General features: G+C 69.1%; 17 protein-coding genes. 5 read left to right on the forward strand and 12 right to left on the reverse strand.

What is annotated here, in order from left to right:
• Nucleotides 1-15: 15 nt before the first annotated feature.
• Nucleotides 16-1,452, reverse strand: coding sequence for an ethanolamine permease (gene eat / locus ACHAAC_RS06275; protein WP_435715199.1), 1,437 nt, complete (start codon nucleotides 1,450-1,452; stop codon nucleotides 16-18).
• Nucleotides 1,453-1,595: 143 nt separating this feature from the next.
• On the opposite strand from eat, the gene ACHAAC_RS06280 reads away from it, so the two are divergent.
• Together ACHAAC_RS06280 and ACHAAC_RS06285 are read left to right on the forward strand one after the other, a co-directional pair.
• The gene (locus ACHAAC_RS06280; RefSeq protein WP_435715200.1) at nucleotides 1,596-2,318 is read left to right on the forward strand and encodes a FadR/GntR family transcriptional regulator; all 723 of its coding nucleotides are present in this window, start codon (nucleotides 1,596-1,598) and stop codon (nucleotides 2,316-2,318) included.
• A gap of 189 nt (nucleotides 2,319-2,507) precedes the next feature.
• A complete protein-coding gene (locus ACHAAC_RS06285) occupies nucleotides 2,508-2,831 on the forward strand; it encodes a methyltransferase domain-containing protein (RefSeq protein WP_435715517.1) in 324 nt (107 codons plus the stop codon).
• A gap of 632 nt (nucleotides 2,832-3,463) precedes the next feature.
• Here the strand turns inward: ACHAAC_RS06285 and ACHAAC_RS06290 are convergent.
• From ACHAAC_RS06290 to ACHAAC_RS06300, 3 genes are all read right to left on the reverse strand, one after another.
• Nucleotides 3,464-4,795, reverse strand: a complete 1,332-nt coding sequence (locus tag ACHAAC_RS06290) for a hypothetical protein (RefSeq protein WP_435715201.1) — start codon at nucleotides 4,793-4,795, stop codon at nucleotides 3,464-3,466.
• Nucleotides 4,796-4,918: 123 nt separating this feature from the next.
• Nucleotides 4,919-5,563: a hypothetical protein gene (locus ACHAAC_RS06295; RefSeq protein ID WP_435715202.1), complete on the reverse strand. Its 645-nt coding sequence runs from the start codon at nucleotides 5,561-5,563 to the stop codon at nucleotides 4,919-4,921.
• A 248-nt stretch (nucleotides 5,564-5,811) separates the two neighbouring features.
• Nucleotides 5,812-6,180, reverse strand: a complete 369-nt coding sequence (locus ACHAAC_RS06300; RefSeq protein WP_435715203.1) for a hypothetical protein — start codon at nucleotides 6,178-6,180, stop codon at nucleotides 5,812-5,814.
• 178 nt (nucleotides 6,181-6,358) lie between these two features.
• On the opposite strand from ACHAAC_RS06300, the gene ACHAAC_RS06305 reads away from it, so the two are divergent.
• On the forward strand, nucleotides 6,359-6,814 hold the full coding sequence (locus ACHAAC_RS06305) for a hypothetical protein (RefSeq protein WP_435715204.1): 456 nt from the start codon (nucleotides 6,359-6,361) through the stop codon (nucleotides 6,812-6,814).
• Nucleotides 6,815-6,857: 43 nt separating this feature from the next.
• On the opposite strand, the gene ACHAAC_RS06310 is transcribed toward ACHAAC_RS06305, so the two are convergent.
• Complete coding sequence (locus ACHAAC_RS06310) at nucleotides 6,858-7,103, reverse strand: DUF3072 domain-containing protein (RefSeq protein WP_435715205.1); 246 nt, start codon at nucleotides 7,101-7,103, stop codon at nucleotides 6,858-6,860.
• Between the two features lie 195 nt (nucleotides 7,104-7,298).
• On the opposite strand from ACHAAC_RS06310, the gene helR reads away from it, so the two are divergent.
• Nucleotides 7,299-9,488, forward strand: a complete 2,190-nt coding sequence (gene helR, locus ACHAAC_RS06315; RefSeq protein WP_435715206.1) for an RNA polymerase recycling motor ATPase HelR — start codon at nucleotides 7,299-7,301, stop codon at nucleotides 9,486-9,488.
• 18 nt (nucleotides 9,489-9,506) lie between these two features.
• On the opposite strand, the gene ACHAAC_RS06320 is transcribed toward helR, so the two are convergent.
• Genes ACHAAC_RS06320 through ACHAAC_RS06340 form a run of 5 tightly spaced genes read right to left on the reverse strand, consistent with a single transcriptional unit; the run spans nucleotide 9,507 to nucleotide 14,034 of the window.
• Complete coding sequence (locus ACHAAC_RS06320) at nucleotides 9,507-11,861, reverse strand: ATP-binding cassette domain-containing protein (RefSeq protein ID WP_435715207.1); 2,355 nt, start codon at nucleotides 11,859-11,861, stop codon at nucleotides 9,507-9,509.
• On the reverse strand, nucleotides 11,858-12,655 hold the full coding sequence (locus ACHAAC_RS06325) for a VOC family protein (protein ID WP_435715208.1): 798 nt from the start codon (nucleotides 12,653-12,655) through the stop codon (nucleotides 11,858-11,860). Before ACHAAC_RS06325 ends, ACHAAC_RS06320 begins: the two co-directional genes overlap by 4 nt.
• Entirely contained in the window at nucleotides 12,652-13,059 is a 408-nt protein-coding gene (locus ACHAAC_RS06330) for a VOC family protein (protein WP_435715209.1), read from the reverse strand. Before ACHAAC_RS06330 ends, ACHAAC_RS06325 begins: the two co-directional genes overlap by 4 nt.
• A gap of 5 nt (nucleotides 13,060-13,064) precedes the next feature.
• Nucleotides 13,065-13,511 carry a helix-turn-helix transcriptional regulator gene (locus tag ACHAAC_RS06335; RefSeq protein ID WP_435715210.1) on the reverse strand — a complete coding sequence of 149 codons (447 nt, stop codon included), beginning with the start codon at nucleotides 13,509-13,511 and terminating at the stop codon, nucleotides 13,065-13,067.
• Nucleotides 13,512-13,563: 52 nt separating this feature from the next.
• Entirely contained in the window at nucleotides 13,564-14,034 is a 471-nt protein-coding gene (locus ACHAAC_RS06340) for a MarR family winged helix-turn-helix transcriptional regulator (protein WP_435715211.1), read from the reverse strand.
• A gap of 57 nt (nucleotides 14,035-14,091) precedes the next feature.
• Between ACHAAC_RS06340 and ACHAAC_RS06345 the strand changes: the two genes are divergently transcribed.
• Nucleotides 14,092-14,937, forward strand: a complete 846-nt coding sequence (locus tag ACHAAC_RS06345; RefSeq protein WP_435715212.1) for an alpha/beta fold hydrolase — start codon at nucleotides 14,092-14,094, stop codon at nucleotides 14,935-14,937.
• Between the two features lie 10 nt (nucleotides 14,938-14,947).
• Here ACHAAC_RS06345 and ACHAAC_RS06350 read toward each other — a convergent pair whose 3' ends face one another.
• Nucleotides 14,948-15,739, reverse strand: coding sequence for an alpha/beta fold hydrolase (locus tag ACHAAC_RS06350; protein WP_435715213.1), 792 nt, complete (start codon nucleotides 15,737-15,739; stop codon nucleotides 14,948-14,950).
• Nucleotides 15,736-16,341, reverse strand: a complete 606-nt coding sequence (locus ACHAAC_RS06355) for a GrpB family protein (RefSeq protein ID WP_435715214.1) — start codon at nucleotides 16,339-16,341, stop codon at nucleotides 15,736-15,738. Before ACHAAC_RS06355 ends, ACHAAC_RS06350 begins: the two co-directional genes overlap by 4 nt.
• Nucleotides 16,342-16,406 lie beyond the last annotated feature (65 nt).

Raw genomic sequence — 16,406 nt, forward strand, 5'->3', positions numbered from 1 at the left:
TGCGGGGGAGCCGGCTCAGCGCAGGGAGTCACCGGCCTCGGTGATCTGGGCGAACTCCTCCTCGGGTGCGGAGGCGACCAGGTGGTGGCGGCTGTAGAACCAGAAGTACGCGACGAAGACGACGAAGACGACGGCGGTGATGCCCGCGGCGAGGATGTCGACGAAGAACGTCGCGACGAGCGCGATGACGGAGAGCACCAGCGCGACACCCGTCGTCTTGGTGCCCCCGGGCGTGAGGTAGCCGCGCTCCAGGTCGGGCTCGCGACGCCGCAGCATGATGTGCGAGAGGTTGAGCAGCACGTAGGAGGCCGTCGCGCCGAAGACGGCGATGTTGATCAGCAGGGCGCCGTCCTTCGTGGCGGCGGCGAGGAGGAACCCGATGGTGCCCGGCACGAGCAGCGCGACCCACGGGGTCTGGCGCGAGCCCGTGAGGGAGAGGAAGCGGGGGAGGTAGCCCGCCCGGGACAGCGCGAAGAGCTGACGGGAGTAGGCGTAGATGATGGAGAAGAAGCTCGCGACGAGTCCCGCGAGGCCGGCGTAGTTGACGAAGTCTGCCAGCAGCGAGTTCGAGCCGTAGGCCTCCCTGATCGCAGCCGGGAGCGGGTTGTCGGAGTCCTGGATCGCCGACGAGCCGGCGGCTCCCGGGACCAGGACCAGCACGAGGGCCGCGAAGGCCAGCAGCACCAGGATCGCCACGATGATGCCGCGGGGCATGTCCTTCTTGGGGTCGCTGGTCTCCTCGGCCGCCAGCGGCACGCCCTCGACGGCGAGGAAGAACCAGATGCCGTAGACCAGCGCGGCGACGGCACCACTGATGCCGAAGGGCAGGAAGGAGCTCGACATCGCTGCGCCGGTGTCGACCGGGATGTCGAAGAGGTTGTCGGTCGAGAACTGGGGGGCGAGGCCGACGACCGTCGCGACCAAGGCCAGCACGGCCACCGCGGTGATCGCGAACATCAGCTTGAGGGCCTCGCCCACGCCCCAGACGTGCACCCCGATGAAGATGATGTAGGCCGCGAGGTAGACGTACCAGGCGTTGGTGAGCCCGAAGAGCCCGAGCGCCTCGATGTAGCCGCCGATGAACACGGCGATCGCGGCGGGCGCGACGGCGTACTCGATCAGCACCGCGACGCCGGTGGCGTACCCGCCGAGCGGCCCGAGGGCGCGGCGGGCGAAGCCGTAGCCGGCACCTGCGGTGGGCAGCGTGGAGGACATCTCGGCCAGGCCGAAGACCATGCACGTGTACATCAGGCCCATCAGCACCGTGGCGATCAGCAGGCCGCCCCAGCCACCCTCGGCGAGACCGAAGTTCCAGCCCGCGAAGTCGCCGGAGATCACGTAGCTGACCCCGAGACCGGCCAGCAGGATCCACCCGGCGGCCCCGGACTTCAGGCTCCGTTGGTTCAGGTAGTCGGCGCCGACCTTCTGGTAGCCGATCTTTGACTTGGCCACGATGCCTCCCAGGGCAATGGACTGATTCTGAACCATTGAGTGTGGCTTCGTAGTCTCATGGCGACTGGAGGACACGTCAAGGGGCAATCGCCGGGGCTCGGTGCATGGCGCCGGGGGAGAGGCCACCAACTACCGTGGGCGACATGGCAGATTCCCCCAGCGATCCGGTCCCAAGCGGTGCGCCGGTTCTGGCGAGGGTGCGCTCAGGCAACGTCTTCGAGGAGACCATGGAGCACCTGCTGCGGATGATCCGTCTCGGCGAGTTCGGCCCGGGGTCGAAGCTGCCGGCGGAGCGGGTGCTGTCCGAGCAGCTCGGGATCTCCCGCGCGACGTTGCGCGAGGCGCTGGGGGAGCTGCAGGTGGCGGGCTACGTGTCGGTGCAGCGGGGGAGATACGGCGGCACCTACATCGCCGACCTGCTGCCCGCCCCGTCGGCTGAGCGACCCCTGCCGGACACGGTGGTGGTGGAGGACGTGCTCACGCTGCGCGCGGTCGTCGAGCCGGCGGCGGCCCGGCTGGCTGCGGAGCGAGCCGGTCGCGAGGGGCGCGAGCGGATCACGTCGGCTCTCGCCGACCTGGAGGCTGCCGATCCTGCTCAGTACCGCCCGCTCGATGCCCAGCTGCACCTGAGGGTCGCCGAGCTGAGCGGCTCGCCGAGCCTGGTCGCGGTGGTCGCGGATGCTCGGGCCCGGGTCAACGAGCTGCTGGAGTGCATTCCGCTGCTGCCGACCAACCTGGAGCACTCCCAGGACCAGCACGAGCTCGTGGTCAGGGCCATCCGGGACGGTGACGGGCCGGCAGCGGAGGCAGCGATGGCACAGCACCTCGAAGGAACGGCCTGGTTGTTGCGCGGGTTCCTCGGCTAGCGGGCTCGGCTCACCTGGACGAGCCGAGTGGGGCGATGGCGAGCCTGAACGGTTCTGCGCTCTCCGCCGAGTGCCAGCAGGCGCCAAGTCGTGCCCGTCTAGGATCCGCGTGTGCTGAGAGCCGACGTCACCGCTGCGTACGACGCCCGCGCGGACGAGTATGTCGCGAAGCTGGGTTCGGTTGAACAGATGGCGCCGCAGGACCTAGCGACGATCGAATCCTGGCGTGATGCCACGGCCGGTCGCATTCTGGACGCTGGCTGTGGGCCTGGGCACTGGACCGACGTGCTCTCGGCCAACGGACAGCGCAACGTGGTTGGTGTGGACGCTTCAGCGCGCTTCGTGTCGTCAGCTCGCGAGCGGTTCCCGCACGTCAGCCTCCTCGTCGCGGATCTCGTTGCGCTGCCCATCTCTCGTTGCGCTGCCCATCGCAACTGCGTCGGTCGGCGGGATACTCGCGTGGTTCTCGCTCATACACGCTGCGCCGGCGGACGTCCCGGAGACGCTGGGTGAGCTCGCGCGAGTCCTCGCGCCGGGCGGATCCCTCTTGACGCCGTCACCGCCGAGTTTGATGTGCCACCACGTTGGGAAGTGACCACGATGACCGCGTTCGGTTTCGCCGCCCACGCCGCAGGTGAGGGCGCTTCGCCCGGCACCAGCAGAGACCAAGTCAGCCGAGACGAAATCACCTGGATGAGAGGGTAGGCATCTGGCCGCGGCCGCCGATGATCTGCTGTAGGGATTTCGTAGCAGGCGATGGGCTCATCAAGCACTCGCTGCAGGTTGTGCTGCCTCGGTCAGGGGCGAGGTGGCAGGCCATCGGGACTGCTGCGTCGGCTGCGTGGAGGGGGATGACCTGGGGCTCTAGCCAAGGCAGAGTATGCGATTGGTTCAACCGCAGCAGGCGGGTCTCGGAGCGCATCGCGAGCCGGCCATTCTCAGACCAGCCGCCCGACCACAGGCCATCATGAGCAGCATGAGGCCGCGGGTGGGGGGTCTCTGGCGAGGTGTCGGCCTCGCCAGAGACCCCCCGCGCAGGGCGGCGTCGGCAGGTTGGCGGGCGGTACCCCCTCGAGCGCTGCTTCTGGCAGTCTCAGCGCTTGTGAATCTCCAGGGACACTGAGCCGCCGAAAGGGCCTTGCTGCTTAATCGACCTCGAGGCTGTAGCCGAACTTGTTGAGGGCGACGCTTATTGGGAGGTAAATGAGCGTGCTGAAGCACTGTGCGCCGCCGGCGTCCGAGTTGCGGTCCTGGCAGGTCCACTGGGTTGTATGGCCGGCAAGTATTATTCCCCGGGCCTGTTTTTCGCCGTTCGCGTAGGTGTCGTAGACAGGGCCACCGCTGTCGCCTTGGGCGACCATTCCGAGGCCGTTATTGCGAGCCCTGATGTACCAGCTGCCCTGCAAGCCAGGGTAGGCGTAGTCGTCCATGGTGATTTTTCCGCATTTGGTGCCGAGGGTGGCGCCGGAGCCGCAAACGTCGTCGCCGACATTGTTCGAGCTCCAGTTCCGGACGCCACGGATCTGCGAGGAGCTCCAGTGGCCGACGTAGACCTTGGGTTGGGTGGCTGGCGAGGCGGACGGATCCATGGCGAGTAGGTCGACTTCGGATCGGTAGAAGTGGTTGCTAGCGGTTGCGATGGTGCGGCCGTCGTGTGTGGTTGAGCCTCCGATGCGGCAGTGTGCGGCCGAAAGCAGGCGTCCAGCGCTGCCAAGGAGGGCGGCATATCCCGAAGTGCAACCTTCGCCGCTTGACTCGGTCCGGATACCTCCGCGCCAAGGTGGGTTCGAGACCGATCTGCTGGTGAGGGTGGGTGCCCTTTCCTCGAACTCATACTTCACGTCGGTGGCGTCGACTTGTGCCGTTTCCGCTAAAGCGTCTTGGTCTTGCGATCGCATTGAGTTGGTAGTCACGTAGACTTTGATGCCGCTGCCGTCAGGCATGGCGCCTGCCCCCACAACGTTCCAGCCGTTCTCGGCGCGCTCATCGCTGACGACTCGCTCAACGGCTGCTTTTTCCTCGATGCGGGAGAACTTCGCCCCTTCCTTGAGATCGACTCTGACGCCGTAGGGCTGCTTGGCCAGGCTGTCGCGGTACTCAGCAGGGGCTTCGCCCTTCCAGTGCACGGTCAGGGAGTTGTTCTCGGTGTCAACGATCGTGCCGGCCCAACCCTTCGTGTAACCGTGGGCCTTGACCTGGTCGGCGAGAAGGGAGTGGGCGTCTACTTTCTCGGTGAGATCGTGCTTGAAGCTGAGGTATTGCTTCGCCGCGGGTGAGTCGGGGTCGATTTCGGGTGGGGGTAGAAGCACGCTGAATGGGCCGGGTGCTTCTTTGATGTCGCTGTGTGCCGGCTCTTCCGCTTTAGGCGCTGGCACATTTGCGCCGTATGCGGTGGCGGATGTTGCTGCGAGTCCGATGACGAGTGCGACGGCGATGGCGCGCCTTCTCGCCGTGATCATTCTGGTTGATTTGCTCACGGACTCGCCCCCTTATTTCTGGGATCGGGCACTCAGGAGAGTGGTGTTTCCGCAAGAGTTTCGCCAGAGCAGGGTGATTTGTCAAGAATTAAGCCGAAAATTGCGACGTAGAACTACGACTCTTTATTCGTGGTGTCCAAGAAGGGGGGTCGGTGCCGACTTCTCGAAAGTGAACGTGATGTCGGTGAGGGGGATCCCAGCGGCCTGGGCGATCGCATGCCGTGTTTCGGGGGAAGGGTCCTTGCGGGTGAGGAAGACGACGATGCCGGTGCCGTTCCCGTCACCGCCGGCGCCGACGACCTTCCAAAGGTTCTGTGCATCGGGGTGGTTCACGACGGGCTGGGTGGCGCGGGCAGTCTCCTCACGGGAGTAGTTGGCTCCCTCGACCAGGCGAATGGTGACTCCGAATGGTCGACTCGCGAATGCATCGCGGATCTCTTGGGGTGCTCTGTTCTTCCAGTTCACGGTGAGGCTTTTCGGCCCTGTGGTGCGGATGCTGGCGAGGCCTCGGTTGGAGTAGTCAGCGTGGATTTGATCGCGGACGATCGACCTCGCTTCGAGTGGGTCGCTGGGGTCGCGCTCGGTTTCGAGGTTCTGCCTGCCAACGGGAGCTCGCGAGGCTGCCGCGCTGGCGTCGGCCGACTGTGTCCGCTCGGTGTTCTCGTCGGAGGCTGCTGCCATGACGGCGCCAGTTACTGTGAGGCCGATCCCGGCCGTGACGGTGGCGGCGATCGCGGCCTTCGTTCGGAGAGTGATATGGGTGATCATGGCTGGCCTCTTTCGGAGATTCGGTGTCAGTGTCCCGCAAGAGCGTGAGCATGGGTAGGGCCTGACTCACGAAACCCCATGCGATACATACTCGATGCCTCACCTGGGAATGTCCGCGAATCGGAAAACGTCTCGCGCCACCCGCTCGCGGATGCTGTTGGCAGCTACCGGGACAGGGTCCGCGAGCCTCCGGCCGCGCTCGCGGGGCAGTTGTCAACAGGGGCAAGTGAAGATGACCGCGAGGATGCTCATCGGTAGGTCTCCGCGCTCGTGATCTCCAAGGAAGCTGACCCACCAAACGCCTCACCGAAGCCGTCCTCGAGCGCGTCGTGTGCACCGCGGTCATCGCTTTGGAGCACTGCGTCGAGGATACGGCCCATGTTCTCCCCGCTGAAGGCGATCGTGGTCGATTGGCGCACTTGGTTGCGTGGATCGGACGAGACGGCGATTCTGCCGAAGAAGACCATGCTGGTGCCCTGGTTACGCAGCTTGGCCTCGCGTCGGGTGCTCAGCTGGGCTCGGCGGCCGGAGGCGCTGTTCTTCCATCGGTGGTGCCCAGCCGTGAGCCATTCCGCACCTCCGGACCGCTCACGGCTGTCGACGTCGTCCTCAGGCACCGGAGTCCCCTCCCCAAGATGCCGCAGTTGACATAATGTGCATTATCGGACATGTGGAGAGTGGAGCGAGAGTGGAGCGCGGTTCGCGCGGGCGCGTCACCACGGCGCACCCTCCTCGGCCCCGTCCTGACCGCCACGAGTAGGTTCGGTCCCACCAACAGAGCCCAGGGGGAACACCATGCGCGCAGCACGCCAGGAATCCATCAGCATCTCGTCGTCGCCCGGCGGCGTCTTCGACGCCGCGCTCGGCGTCGTGCAGAACAACAAGAACGCGCGCATCCTCGCCGTGCACACCGAGGGCCGCAAGCTCGTCGTCCGCGAGAAGGCCAAGATGTCGAACCCCAAGCTCCAGCACATCTGGGTGGAGGGCGAGGGCGAGCAGGCGCAGCTGAACGTGGCCGTCGGGAGCGACCCGCGCTCCACCAAGGCACTCATGGACGGCAAGGCGAACGAGAAGTCGCTGGCCAGGCTTGTCGAGGCCGTCCAGGCGGCGCTGGACGGCAGCGCGCCGGCTCCGTCGACCCCGCTGGCGAACCACTACCTGCAGAAGAAGGCCGAGATCCCGTGGGTGGACGCCTCGCAGGACCCTGAGATCGAGCTCGACGGCAACTTCTTGGCGATGTACAACTTCTGACGGACAGTGGGCCGTCGGGGCGAGCCGTTCACCGGGGTCGCGCTCAGTCCTCGCGGCCCAGGCTCGTCCGGAGCCTCTCGATGTGCTCGGAGGCCTCGGCCTTCGTGAGGTCGGCCGACAAGGTCTCGTCGGCATCGCGCGCCAGCGTGTCGAGGTAGCTGCGCTGCGCGCCGGTCATCGGCTCGTCGCCGCTGACCCACTCCTGCGGGTCGTTCTCCGTGGTGTTCCCGGTGATGGCGCCGATCTGCTCACCAGTGTCGCCGTTCGCCTGGATGTTCGATTCAGTCATGTCACCACCGTACGCGTCGAACCCGACGACGCACGTCGTGACGGGTGCCCACCGGCCCGGAACCGCACGAAGGGACAGGAGGTCTCCCCCTGTCCCTTCTCACTGTATAGCGCACACGGGGGCTTGCCACAAGCCCCCCGGGGTGGCGCAGAATCGCCCGTTGACACTGTCGTTGCAGGGGAAACGGAGCATGAGATGACGCAGGATCCACAGCCGGCCCCGGCGGCCGGGGACGGGGTCTTCGACCTCCCCGAGCGCCTCGCGGCCAAGGCCGAGCCGAGCCTCGTCGGCCCTGATGCAGATCACCTCGCGGCGATCGCCCGCAGCCTGGAGCAGTCGATCGTCGAGCAGGAATCGCGTCGGGCCGAGCTGTTGAAGGCGCCGGCAGGCGATGGCCAGGCTGCCGTTGAGCGCGACCAGGAGGTCCGCCGCCTCAGCTCGCGCCTGCGGGTCCTGGGCAGCCACGGGATGGACCTGTGCCTGGGCCGGATGGTGCCGGCTGACGGCTCCACTCCCGTCTACGTCGGCCGTCTGGGTCTGACCGATCGCGACGGGCGAAGGCTGCTCATCGACTGGCGCTCCCCCGCCGCCGAGCCCTTCTTCGGTGCGACGCACGCCGACCCGATGGGCCTGGCGAGCCGGCGTCGCTACCGCTGGACGCAGGGGCGGGTCAGTGACTACTGGGACGAGGTATTCACCGCTGACGGACTGCAGGGGCACGCCGCCCTCGACGACCAGTCCGCCTTCATCGCGAGCCTGGGAGCCGACCGGTCGAGCAGGATGCGTGACGTCCTCGGCACCATCCAGGCCGATCAGGACGCCATCGTCCGTGCCGGCTCGCAGGGGGCGCTGGTGGTCGACGGTGGCCCGGGAACGGGCAAGACGGTGGTGGCGCTGCACCGCACCGCCTACCTGCTGCACTCCGACCCGAGGGTGGACCACCGACGGGGCGGCGTGCTGTTCGTCGGCCCCCACTCCCCCTACCTGGCCTACGTCGGCGACGTCCTGCCGAGCCTGGGTGAGGAGGGTGTGCAGACCTGCACGCTGCGCGACCTCGTCCCCGAGGGCGCGACTGCGCGGCCCGAGCACGTGCCGCAGGTCGCCCGGCTCAAGGCCAACGCGCGCATGGTCGATGCGATCGAGCCCGCCGTCGCCCTGCACGAGGAGCCGCCCACGGTGTCGTTGCTGGTGGAGACGCCGTGGGCCGAGGTCCGGCTCACCGCGACGGACTGGGCGGAGGCGTTTGCCGCACCGGACCCCGGAACCCCGCACAACGAGGCGCGCGAGCAGGTCTGGGAGGCGATCGTCGATATCCTGCTGGACCAGCACGATGAGGACGAGGACCTCTCCCCCGACCTCCTGCGCCGTGCCCTGACGGCCGACGAGGACCTCGTGGAGACGTTCCAACGTGCCTGGCCCCTGCTGGAGGCCACCGACGTCGTCGCCGACCTGTGGTCCGTGCCGGCCTACCTGCGCCGCTGCGCCCCGTGGCTCTCCCCCGCCGAGGTCGATCTGCTGCGGCGCGACGAGGGTGAGCCGTGGACCACGAGCGACCTTCCCCTGCTCGACGCCGCCCGTCGGCGGGTCGGAGACCGAGGGGCGTCGGCTCGCCGACGTCGCGACGAGGCCGCCGCGGCGGCCGAGCGCGAGCAGATGGACCGGGTCGTCGACGACCTTGTCGCTGCCGACGACTCCGACCTGATGGTCATGTCGATGCTGCGCGGCCAGGACCTGCGCAACAGCCTCGTCGACGACGCGGGACGCGAGACGGCTGACCCGGACGAGCTCGCCGGGCCGTTCGCGCACGTGGTCGTCGACGAGGCCCAGGAGCTCACTGACGCGGAGTGGCAGGTGCTCTTGCAACGCTGCCCGTCGCGGAGCTTCACGATCGTCGGCGACCGGGCACAGGCCCGTGAGGCGTTCGTCGAGTCATGGCAGCAGCGCCTCGAGCGGGTCGGGCTGGATCGCATCGACGTCGCGACTCTCTCCATCAACTACCGTACGCCCGAAGAGATCATGACCGAGGCGGAGCCGGTGATCCGGGCCGTGCTCCCCGACGCCAACGTGCCGACCTCCGTCCGCGCCACCGGGGTGCCCGTGCAGCACGGCACGGTGCCCGAGCTCGGCAGGATCCTCGACGGGTGGCTCGATGAGGAGGCCGACGGCGTCGCGTGCGTCATCGCGCCTGCGGGCATGCGCGTCGAGGTTCCCGAGACGTCGCGGGTCCGCATACTGACGCCGGAGCTGGCCAAGGGCCTGGAGTTCGACCTCGTCGTGCTCCTGGGTCCGGACCAGCTCGGCGCCGGCCACGAGGCCGCGGTCGACCGCTACGTCGCCATGACCCGCGCGACCCAGCGGCTCGTCCTCCTCACCGGAGCGGTCTGAGGGCCGCCCGGTGTGGGCTCAGGCCCCGACGTACTCGGCGAGGTGCTCGCCGGTGAGGGTGGACCGCGCGGCCACGAGGTCGGCCGGCGTTCCCTCGAAGACCACACGGCCGCCGTCGTGCCCGGCGCCGGGCCCGAGGTCGATGATCCAGTCCGCGTGCGCCATGACGGCCTGGTGGTGCTCGATCACGATGACCGAGCGGCCGGAGTCGACCAGTCGGTCCAGCAGACCCAGCAGGTTCTCCACGTCGGCCAGGTGCAGACCGGTGGTCGGCTCGTCGAGGACGTACACCTCGGCCTTGTCCCCCATCTGCGCCGCCAGCCGCAAGCGCTGGCGTTCGCCGCCGGACAGGGTGGTCAAGGGCTGGCCGAGCTTGACGTACCCGAGGCCGACGTCGGCCAGGCGCGCCAGCACCCTGTGGGCCGCCGGCACGCTCGCGTCACCGTCGGCGAAGAACGCCTCGGCCTCGGCGACGGACATCGCGAGCACCTCGCTGATGTCCCGGCCCCCCAGGTGATATTCCAGCACCGAGGCCTGGAACCGCTTGCCGTCGCAGTCCTCGCACGGCGTGGAGACCGTCTCCATGAAGCCGAGCTCGGTGTAGATGACCCCGTTGCCCTTGCACGCCGGGCACGCACCCTCGGAGTTGGCCGAGAACAGCGCGGGCTTGACTCCGTTGGCCTTGGCGAAGGCCTTTCGGATGGGCTCGAGCACACCGGAGTACGTGGCCGGGTTGCTGCGGCGCGAGCCCTTGATGGCGCCCTGGTCGATCGCGACGACGCCTTCACGCTGCGCGACCGACCCGTGGATCAGCGAGCTCTTGCCCGACCCCGCCACTCCCGTGACGACGGTCAGGACGCCGAGGGGCAGGTCGACGTCGACGTCTTGCAGGTTGTGTTCGGACGCCCCCCGGACCTCCAGCGCCCCGCGGGCGGTGCGGACCTCGTCCTTGAGGGAGGCGCGGTAGTGCAGGTGCCGTCCCGTCATGGTGTCGCTCTCGCGCAGCGCGTCGACGGTGCCCTCGAAGACCACCTCCCCTCCCCCGGACCCTGCGCCCGGGCCGAGGTCGACGACGTGGTCGGCGATCGCGATGGACTCGGGCTTGTGCTCCACCACGAGCACGGTGTTGCCCTTGTCGCGCAGCTGCAGGAGCAGGTCGTTCATCCGGGCGATGTCGTGCGGGTGCAGGCCGATCGTCGGCTCGTCGAAGACGTAGGTGACGTCGGTGAGCGACGAGCCGAGGTGTCGCAGCATCTTGATGCGCTGCGACTCGCCGCCGGAGAGCGTGCCCGACGGTCGGTCGAGGCTGAGGTAGCCCAGCCCGAGCGCGACGAAGGAGTCCAGGGTGTGCCGCAGGCCCTTCAGCAGCGGGGCGGCGTTGGGTGCCTCGAGGTCGCGGACCCACGCCGCCAGGTCGGTGATCTGCATCGCCGACACCTCGGCGATGTTGACGCCGTCGATCTTCGACGACAGGGCCGCAGCGGTGAGCCGGGTGCCATCACACTCCGGGCACCGGGTGAAGGTGACTGCGCTCTCCACGAAGCGCCGGACGTGCGGCTGCATCGCCTCGACGTCCTTGCTGAGCATCGACTTGCGGACCTTGGTCAGCACGCCCTCGTAGGTGAGGTTGGAGCCCTCGACCTTGATCTTCGTCGGCTCCGCGTTCAGCAGGAGCTCGCGCTCGTCGTCGCTGAACTCGCCCACCGGTTTGTCCATCGGCAGCCCGGCGCCGCCGAAGATCCGGCCGTACCACCCGTCCATGCTGTAGCCGGGGACCAGCAGGGCGCCGTCCGTGAGGGACTTCTCGGCGTCGTAGATCGCGGTCAGGTCGAAGTCGTTGACCGAGCCCGTGCCCTCGCACCGCGGGCACATGCCGCCGAGGTACACCTCGTCCCGGACGATCTCCTTCTCGGTCCGCCCGCCCTTCTCCGTGGTCATCACGCCGCTGGCCCTGCGGGTCGGGATGTTGAAGGAGAAGGCGGTCTGGGGGCCGACGAAGGGCTCGCCGAGACGGCTGAACAGGATGCGCAGCATCGCGTAGGCGTCGGTGACCGTGCCGACCGTCGAGCGGGGATTGGCGCCCAGGCGTTCCTGGTCGACGATGATCGCCGTGGTCAGTCCCTCCAGGGCGTCGACGTCGGGTCGTGCCAGGGTCGGCATGAACCCCTGCAGGAAGGCGCTGTAGGTCTCGTTGATGAGGCGCTGCGACTCCGCGGCGACGGTCGCGAAGACCAGGGAGCTCTTCCCCGAGCCGGAGACCCCCGTGAACACGGTCAGTCGCCGCTTGGGGATCTCGACGCTGACGTCCTTGAGGTTGTTCTCGCGCGCCCCCAGGACGCGGATCAGGTCGTGCTCGTCGGCTGTGTGCGTCATGCGGCAGTGCCCACCTTCCAGAGGAATCCGTCGAGATCGGCGAAGTGTCCGCCGTAGCCGCCCCCGCTCTGCTCGGCGGCAGGGGCGACGATCCGGCCGCCGGCGGCGGTGGCTGCCTCCAGCAGGGTCTCGACCTCCTCGCGTGACTCGGCCCGCCGGTGCAGGACGAGGTCACTCGAGCCGCCGTCGTCGTCGACACCGGCGTCCTCGGCCAGCGCCGCTCGCGTCATCAGGCCGAGGCGGCTCGTGTCGGGCTCGACCGCGAAGTCGATGAACTTCGCCCCGTAGTCGCGGTCCACCGTGAGGCCGAGCGCGGAATAGAAGTCCCGTGACGCCACCGGGTCGGCGACACCGAGGATCACACCCGTCTCGGTGGGCCGGGGAGGAAGCCGGGGTTGGGCCTTGTCCTTGCGATGGGGCGCGGCGAGCTTCCACACCGCCCCGTCCGGGGCCTGCAGGACCCCGGTGAAGCCACCGAAGAACCCCTTCTTCGCGGGCTTGCGCACCGTGGCTCCCGCCGCCGTCGCGGCCTGCTCGATCGCGCGGACCTCCCCGGGCTGGTCCACGACACAGCTCAGCACGAAGCCGCGGAAGCCCGAGGTCGCCGGGGTGGCACCGGTCTCGGCGGCGAGCGGCAAGGCATCGAGCAGGCCGACGTGCCCACGACCGTGCAGGTCGAGGTCGACGGAACCGCCCTGGTCCGTCACCTCCGGCGAGAGGGCTGCGGCGTAGAAGGTGCGGGCGGCGGGCACGTCCGGGACGCCGAGGGTGATGACGTCGATCGCGAGGCTCACAGCTGGTTCATCCTCACCAGGTTGCCGGCCGGGTCGCGGAACGCGCAGTCCCGGACGCCGTACCCGAGGTCGGCCGGTTCCTGCAGGACCTCGGCGCCGGCGGCCTCGATCCGCTCGAAGGCGGCGTCGAGGTCGTGCGTCGCGAGGGTGATGGCGCCGTAGCTCCCCTTGGCGATGAGCTCGAGGATCGTCCGTTGCTCGTCCTCGCTGAGCGTCGGGTCGGCCGTCGGCGGGTGCAGCACGACGGAGGTCTGGGGCTGCGCCGGTGGCCCGACGGTCAGCCAGCGGTGCTCCCCGCCGCCGACGTCCTTGCGGACCTCGAAGCCCAGCACGTCGCGGTAGAAGATGAGGGACTCCTCGGCATCGAGGTGCGGGAGGAAGGCGAAGTGGATGACGATGTCCATGGCACTCACGCTAGGTGCGCGACCCGTGCGGTGGCTTCTCGATTCCTGACCGGTCTGGTCACCTGCTTGGCGACGCACTGCGGGATGCCCCGCGCCACGGGGTCGTCCAGGCGCCGGTACGCGCTCGGCGTCGTGCCGACCAGCTCGGTGAAGCGGGTGCTGAAGGTGCCGAGCGAGGAGAAGCCGACGCGGAAGCAGACCTCGGTGACGCCCAGGTCACCGCGGCGCAGCAACGTCATGGCGCGCTCGATGCGCCGCGTCATCAGGTAGGAGTACGGCGACTCGCCGTAGGCCGCCTTGAACCGCCGACTCAGGTGGCCGGCGGAGAGGTGCACGTGAGCGGCCAGTGCCGGGACGTCCAGCGGCTGGGCGTAGTCGCGGTCGATGCGGTCGCGGACGCGCCGCATGAGGACGAGCTCGCGCAGCCGCTCCTGCTGCGCTCCCCTGCTCATGCCCGTGATCCTCCCGTGCGATGCCCCGGGTGTCCAGCATCGTGGCCCGTCGTCACGTCGCGCTGCGCTCGACGTCGTCCAGACCCTCGATCATGCAGCGCAGCACGCGGAGCGTCGTGTCGACGTCGGCGTCGGTGAGGTCGCCGGCGACGCGACCCATCAGGCGGTGCTCACGCGCCGTCACCGCCGCGATCGCCTCGCTCCCCCGGGGGGTCAGTCGAACCAGCGAGGATCGCCGGTGCTGCGGGTTGTCGACGAGGTCCGCGAACCCGGCGTCCCTGGCCTCGTGGACCATCCGTTGGACGAACTGACGGCTCAGGTCCTGCTCCGCGGCGATGGCCGGGACCGTGACGTCACCGTCGCGCTGCAGCTGGTCGAGCACGGCGCGCACGCCGGTCGACATCCCCATCACGGGCTCGTCCCGCTCCACGACGCGCGCGACCTTCCGGTACAGCGGTCCCACGACGAGGTACACCTCGGCGAGTCGGGAGGCCAGGGCGTCGGCGGGCAGCGGGGTCGGCATCGCACCATCATGACACCTTGGTTGTCATCATGTCGATCCTATGACACCTTGGGTGTCATGACTGATCTCCAGCACCGCCGCCTCGCCGACCACGACGTCACGTTCGTCGACGTGCCCTCCACGGCGGACGAGCCCGGGGTTCCTCTCGTCCTGCTGCACGGTGGCGCCAGCGACCACCGCGCGTGGCGACCCCAGCTCGAGGCCTTCCCCGAGCGTCGCGTCATCGCCCCCGACGCCCGCGGGCACGGCGGCTCCTCCGACGCCTCGCAGCCCTACCGGCTCGCGGACGACGTGGTCGCCCTCCTGGACGCGCTCGACGTCGCGTCGGCCGTCCTGGCCGGGGTCTCGATGGGTGGCGGCACGTCGGTGGACGTCGCCCTCGAGCACCCGGACCGTTGTGCGGGGATCGTCGTCTCCGGCACCGGGGCGAGCGAGCCCGTGTTCACCGAGCCGTGGGCGATCCAGGCCTTCGCCGACTGGGCGGCTGCCGAGGCGGCCGGCGACGCCGAGCGCTGGCTGGAGGTGTTCATGCGCTTCACGCACGGGCCGCATCGGCGTCCCGAGGAGGTCGACTCCGAGGTCACCGCACTGGTGCACCGCATGGCGCTGGAGACCCTCACCGAGCACGTCCGTCCGGACGAGCACGGTGCTCCCGTCCCACCGACGCGACCGACACCGGTCGCGCAGACCTGGGAACGCGTCGCCGGTCTCGCGGTGCCACTGCTCGTGCTCAACGGCACGCTCGACGGCGACGACCACCTCGCCAACGGCCGGCGTCTGGTCGATCTCGTCGATGGGGCCGCGTACGTCGAGCTGCCCGGCGCGGCCCACTACCCGAACCTCGAGCAGGCTGAGGCCTACGACGCGACCGTCCGAACGTTCCTGGGCCGGCACGGGCTGTGACGCGGGCGACTCAGTCGTCGGCGGACAGGAAGACCCGCAGGGCGGACGTGAACGCCTCCGGCTTCTCCGAGTGCACCCAGTGCCCTGCGCCCTTGATGGTCAGCTGCCGGGTCCGCGGGAAGAGCCGTCGCATCGGCCCCTCCGCCTCCTCGGTGACGTAGTCCGAGCGCTCGCCGGCCATCCACAGGACCGGGTGGTCGAAGTGCACGTCGATCTCCGGCCAGCCTCCGATGGTCGCGAGGTCACGGCGGAGGACGTCGAGGTTGGCCTGCCAGGCGTAGCCCTCGGTCGACTGGCGCAGGTTCTGCAGCAGGAAGCCGCGCACCCGCTCGTCCTCGATGGAGTCGCGCAGCTGGGCATCGGCGTCGCCGCGCCGCTCCACCGCGGAGAGGTCCACCTGCGCGAGACTGCCGAGCAGGTGCTCGAACTCTCCCGCGCCGTCGCTGGGTGCGGGCGAGATGTCCGCGACGACGAGCCGCTGGACCAGCTCGGGGTGGCGCAGTGCCAGGAGCATCGCCACCTTGCCCCCCATGGAGTGCCCGACGACGTCGACGGGGCCGTCCTGGGCGAAGCCCGAGCGCAGGTGCTCGGCCACGAGGTCGGCGCACTCGACGTAGTCGAAGTGGTCGGTCCACGGCGAGCGCCCGTGGTTGGGCAGGTCCACCAGGAGCGAACGGAAGTCCGGCTGGAGCGCCTTGGCGATCTGCGTGAAGTTCTTTCCCTGGCCGAACAGGCCGTGCAGGAAGACGACGGGATCCCCTGACTCGCCGACGGTGGTGCTGTACAGGTCGGCGTCGCTCACCCGGGGAGCCTATCGGCGAAGGCGCGTGCGCAGATCGCCCGCACCACGTCCTGCTTGCGGGCGTTGTACTGCATGACGTGCTCGCCGGCCTGGTTCGCTGCAGCCGCAGCGTCCCGCTTGGTGCGCGCGTAGAGGTCGCGCTCGTCGGGGTGATCGCGCAGCCAGTCCCGCAGGATGCGGTGTCGGACGAGCTCGGGACTGTCCGTCCCGAACACGTGCAGGTTGCACCGAGGATCAGCGAGACGTAGGCATCGGTGCTCGTGCCACCAGGGTTCGCGGACGATGAGGGCGAACCCGGCCTCTTCCAGCTGCGGCACGTAGGCGGCCTCGTCGGCGGGGTCCGGCACCGTCAGGTCGACGTCGATGATGGGCTTGGCGGCCAGGCCGGGCACCGCGGTGGACCCGACGTGCTCGACGCCGAGAGCCGTCGCTCCGACGGCAGCGCGCACGAGGGACTCGATCTCAGCGAAGCGGGCCGGCCAGGAGGGGGCGGGCTCCACGACCTCGATCCCTGTCTCGGGTCCGGCGCCGTCCACCCATGGCGAGACGCCGGGTGGCGTTGCGTCGTCGTCGAAGGTGACGATCTGTTCGCGAGTGGGCACCCGACGACGCTACGACTCCCCTGACCGGCTCCACAACCTGCCGGGCGAGGCGCGTGGACCCGTGC

It is taken from the genome of Aeromicrobium sp. CF4.19, assembly GCF_051262555.1.
In the GTDB taxonomy this organism is placed as follows: Bacteria; Actinomycetota; Actinomycetes; order Propionibacteriales; family Nocardioidaceae; genus Aeromicrobium.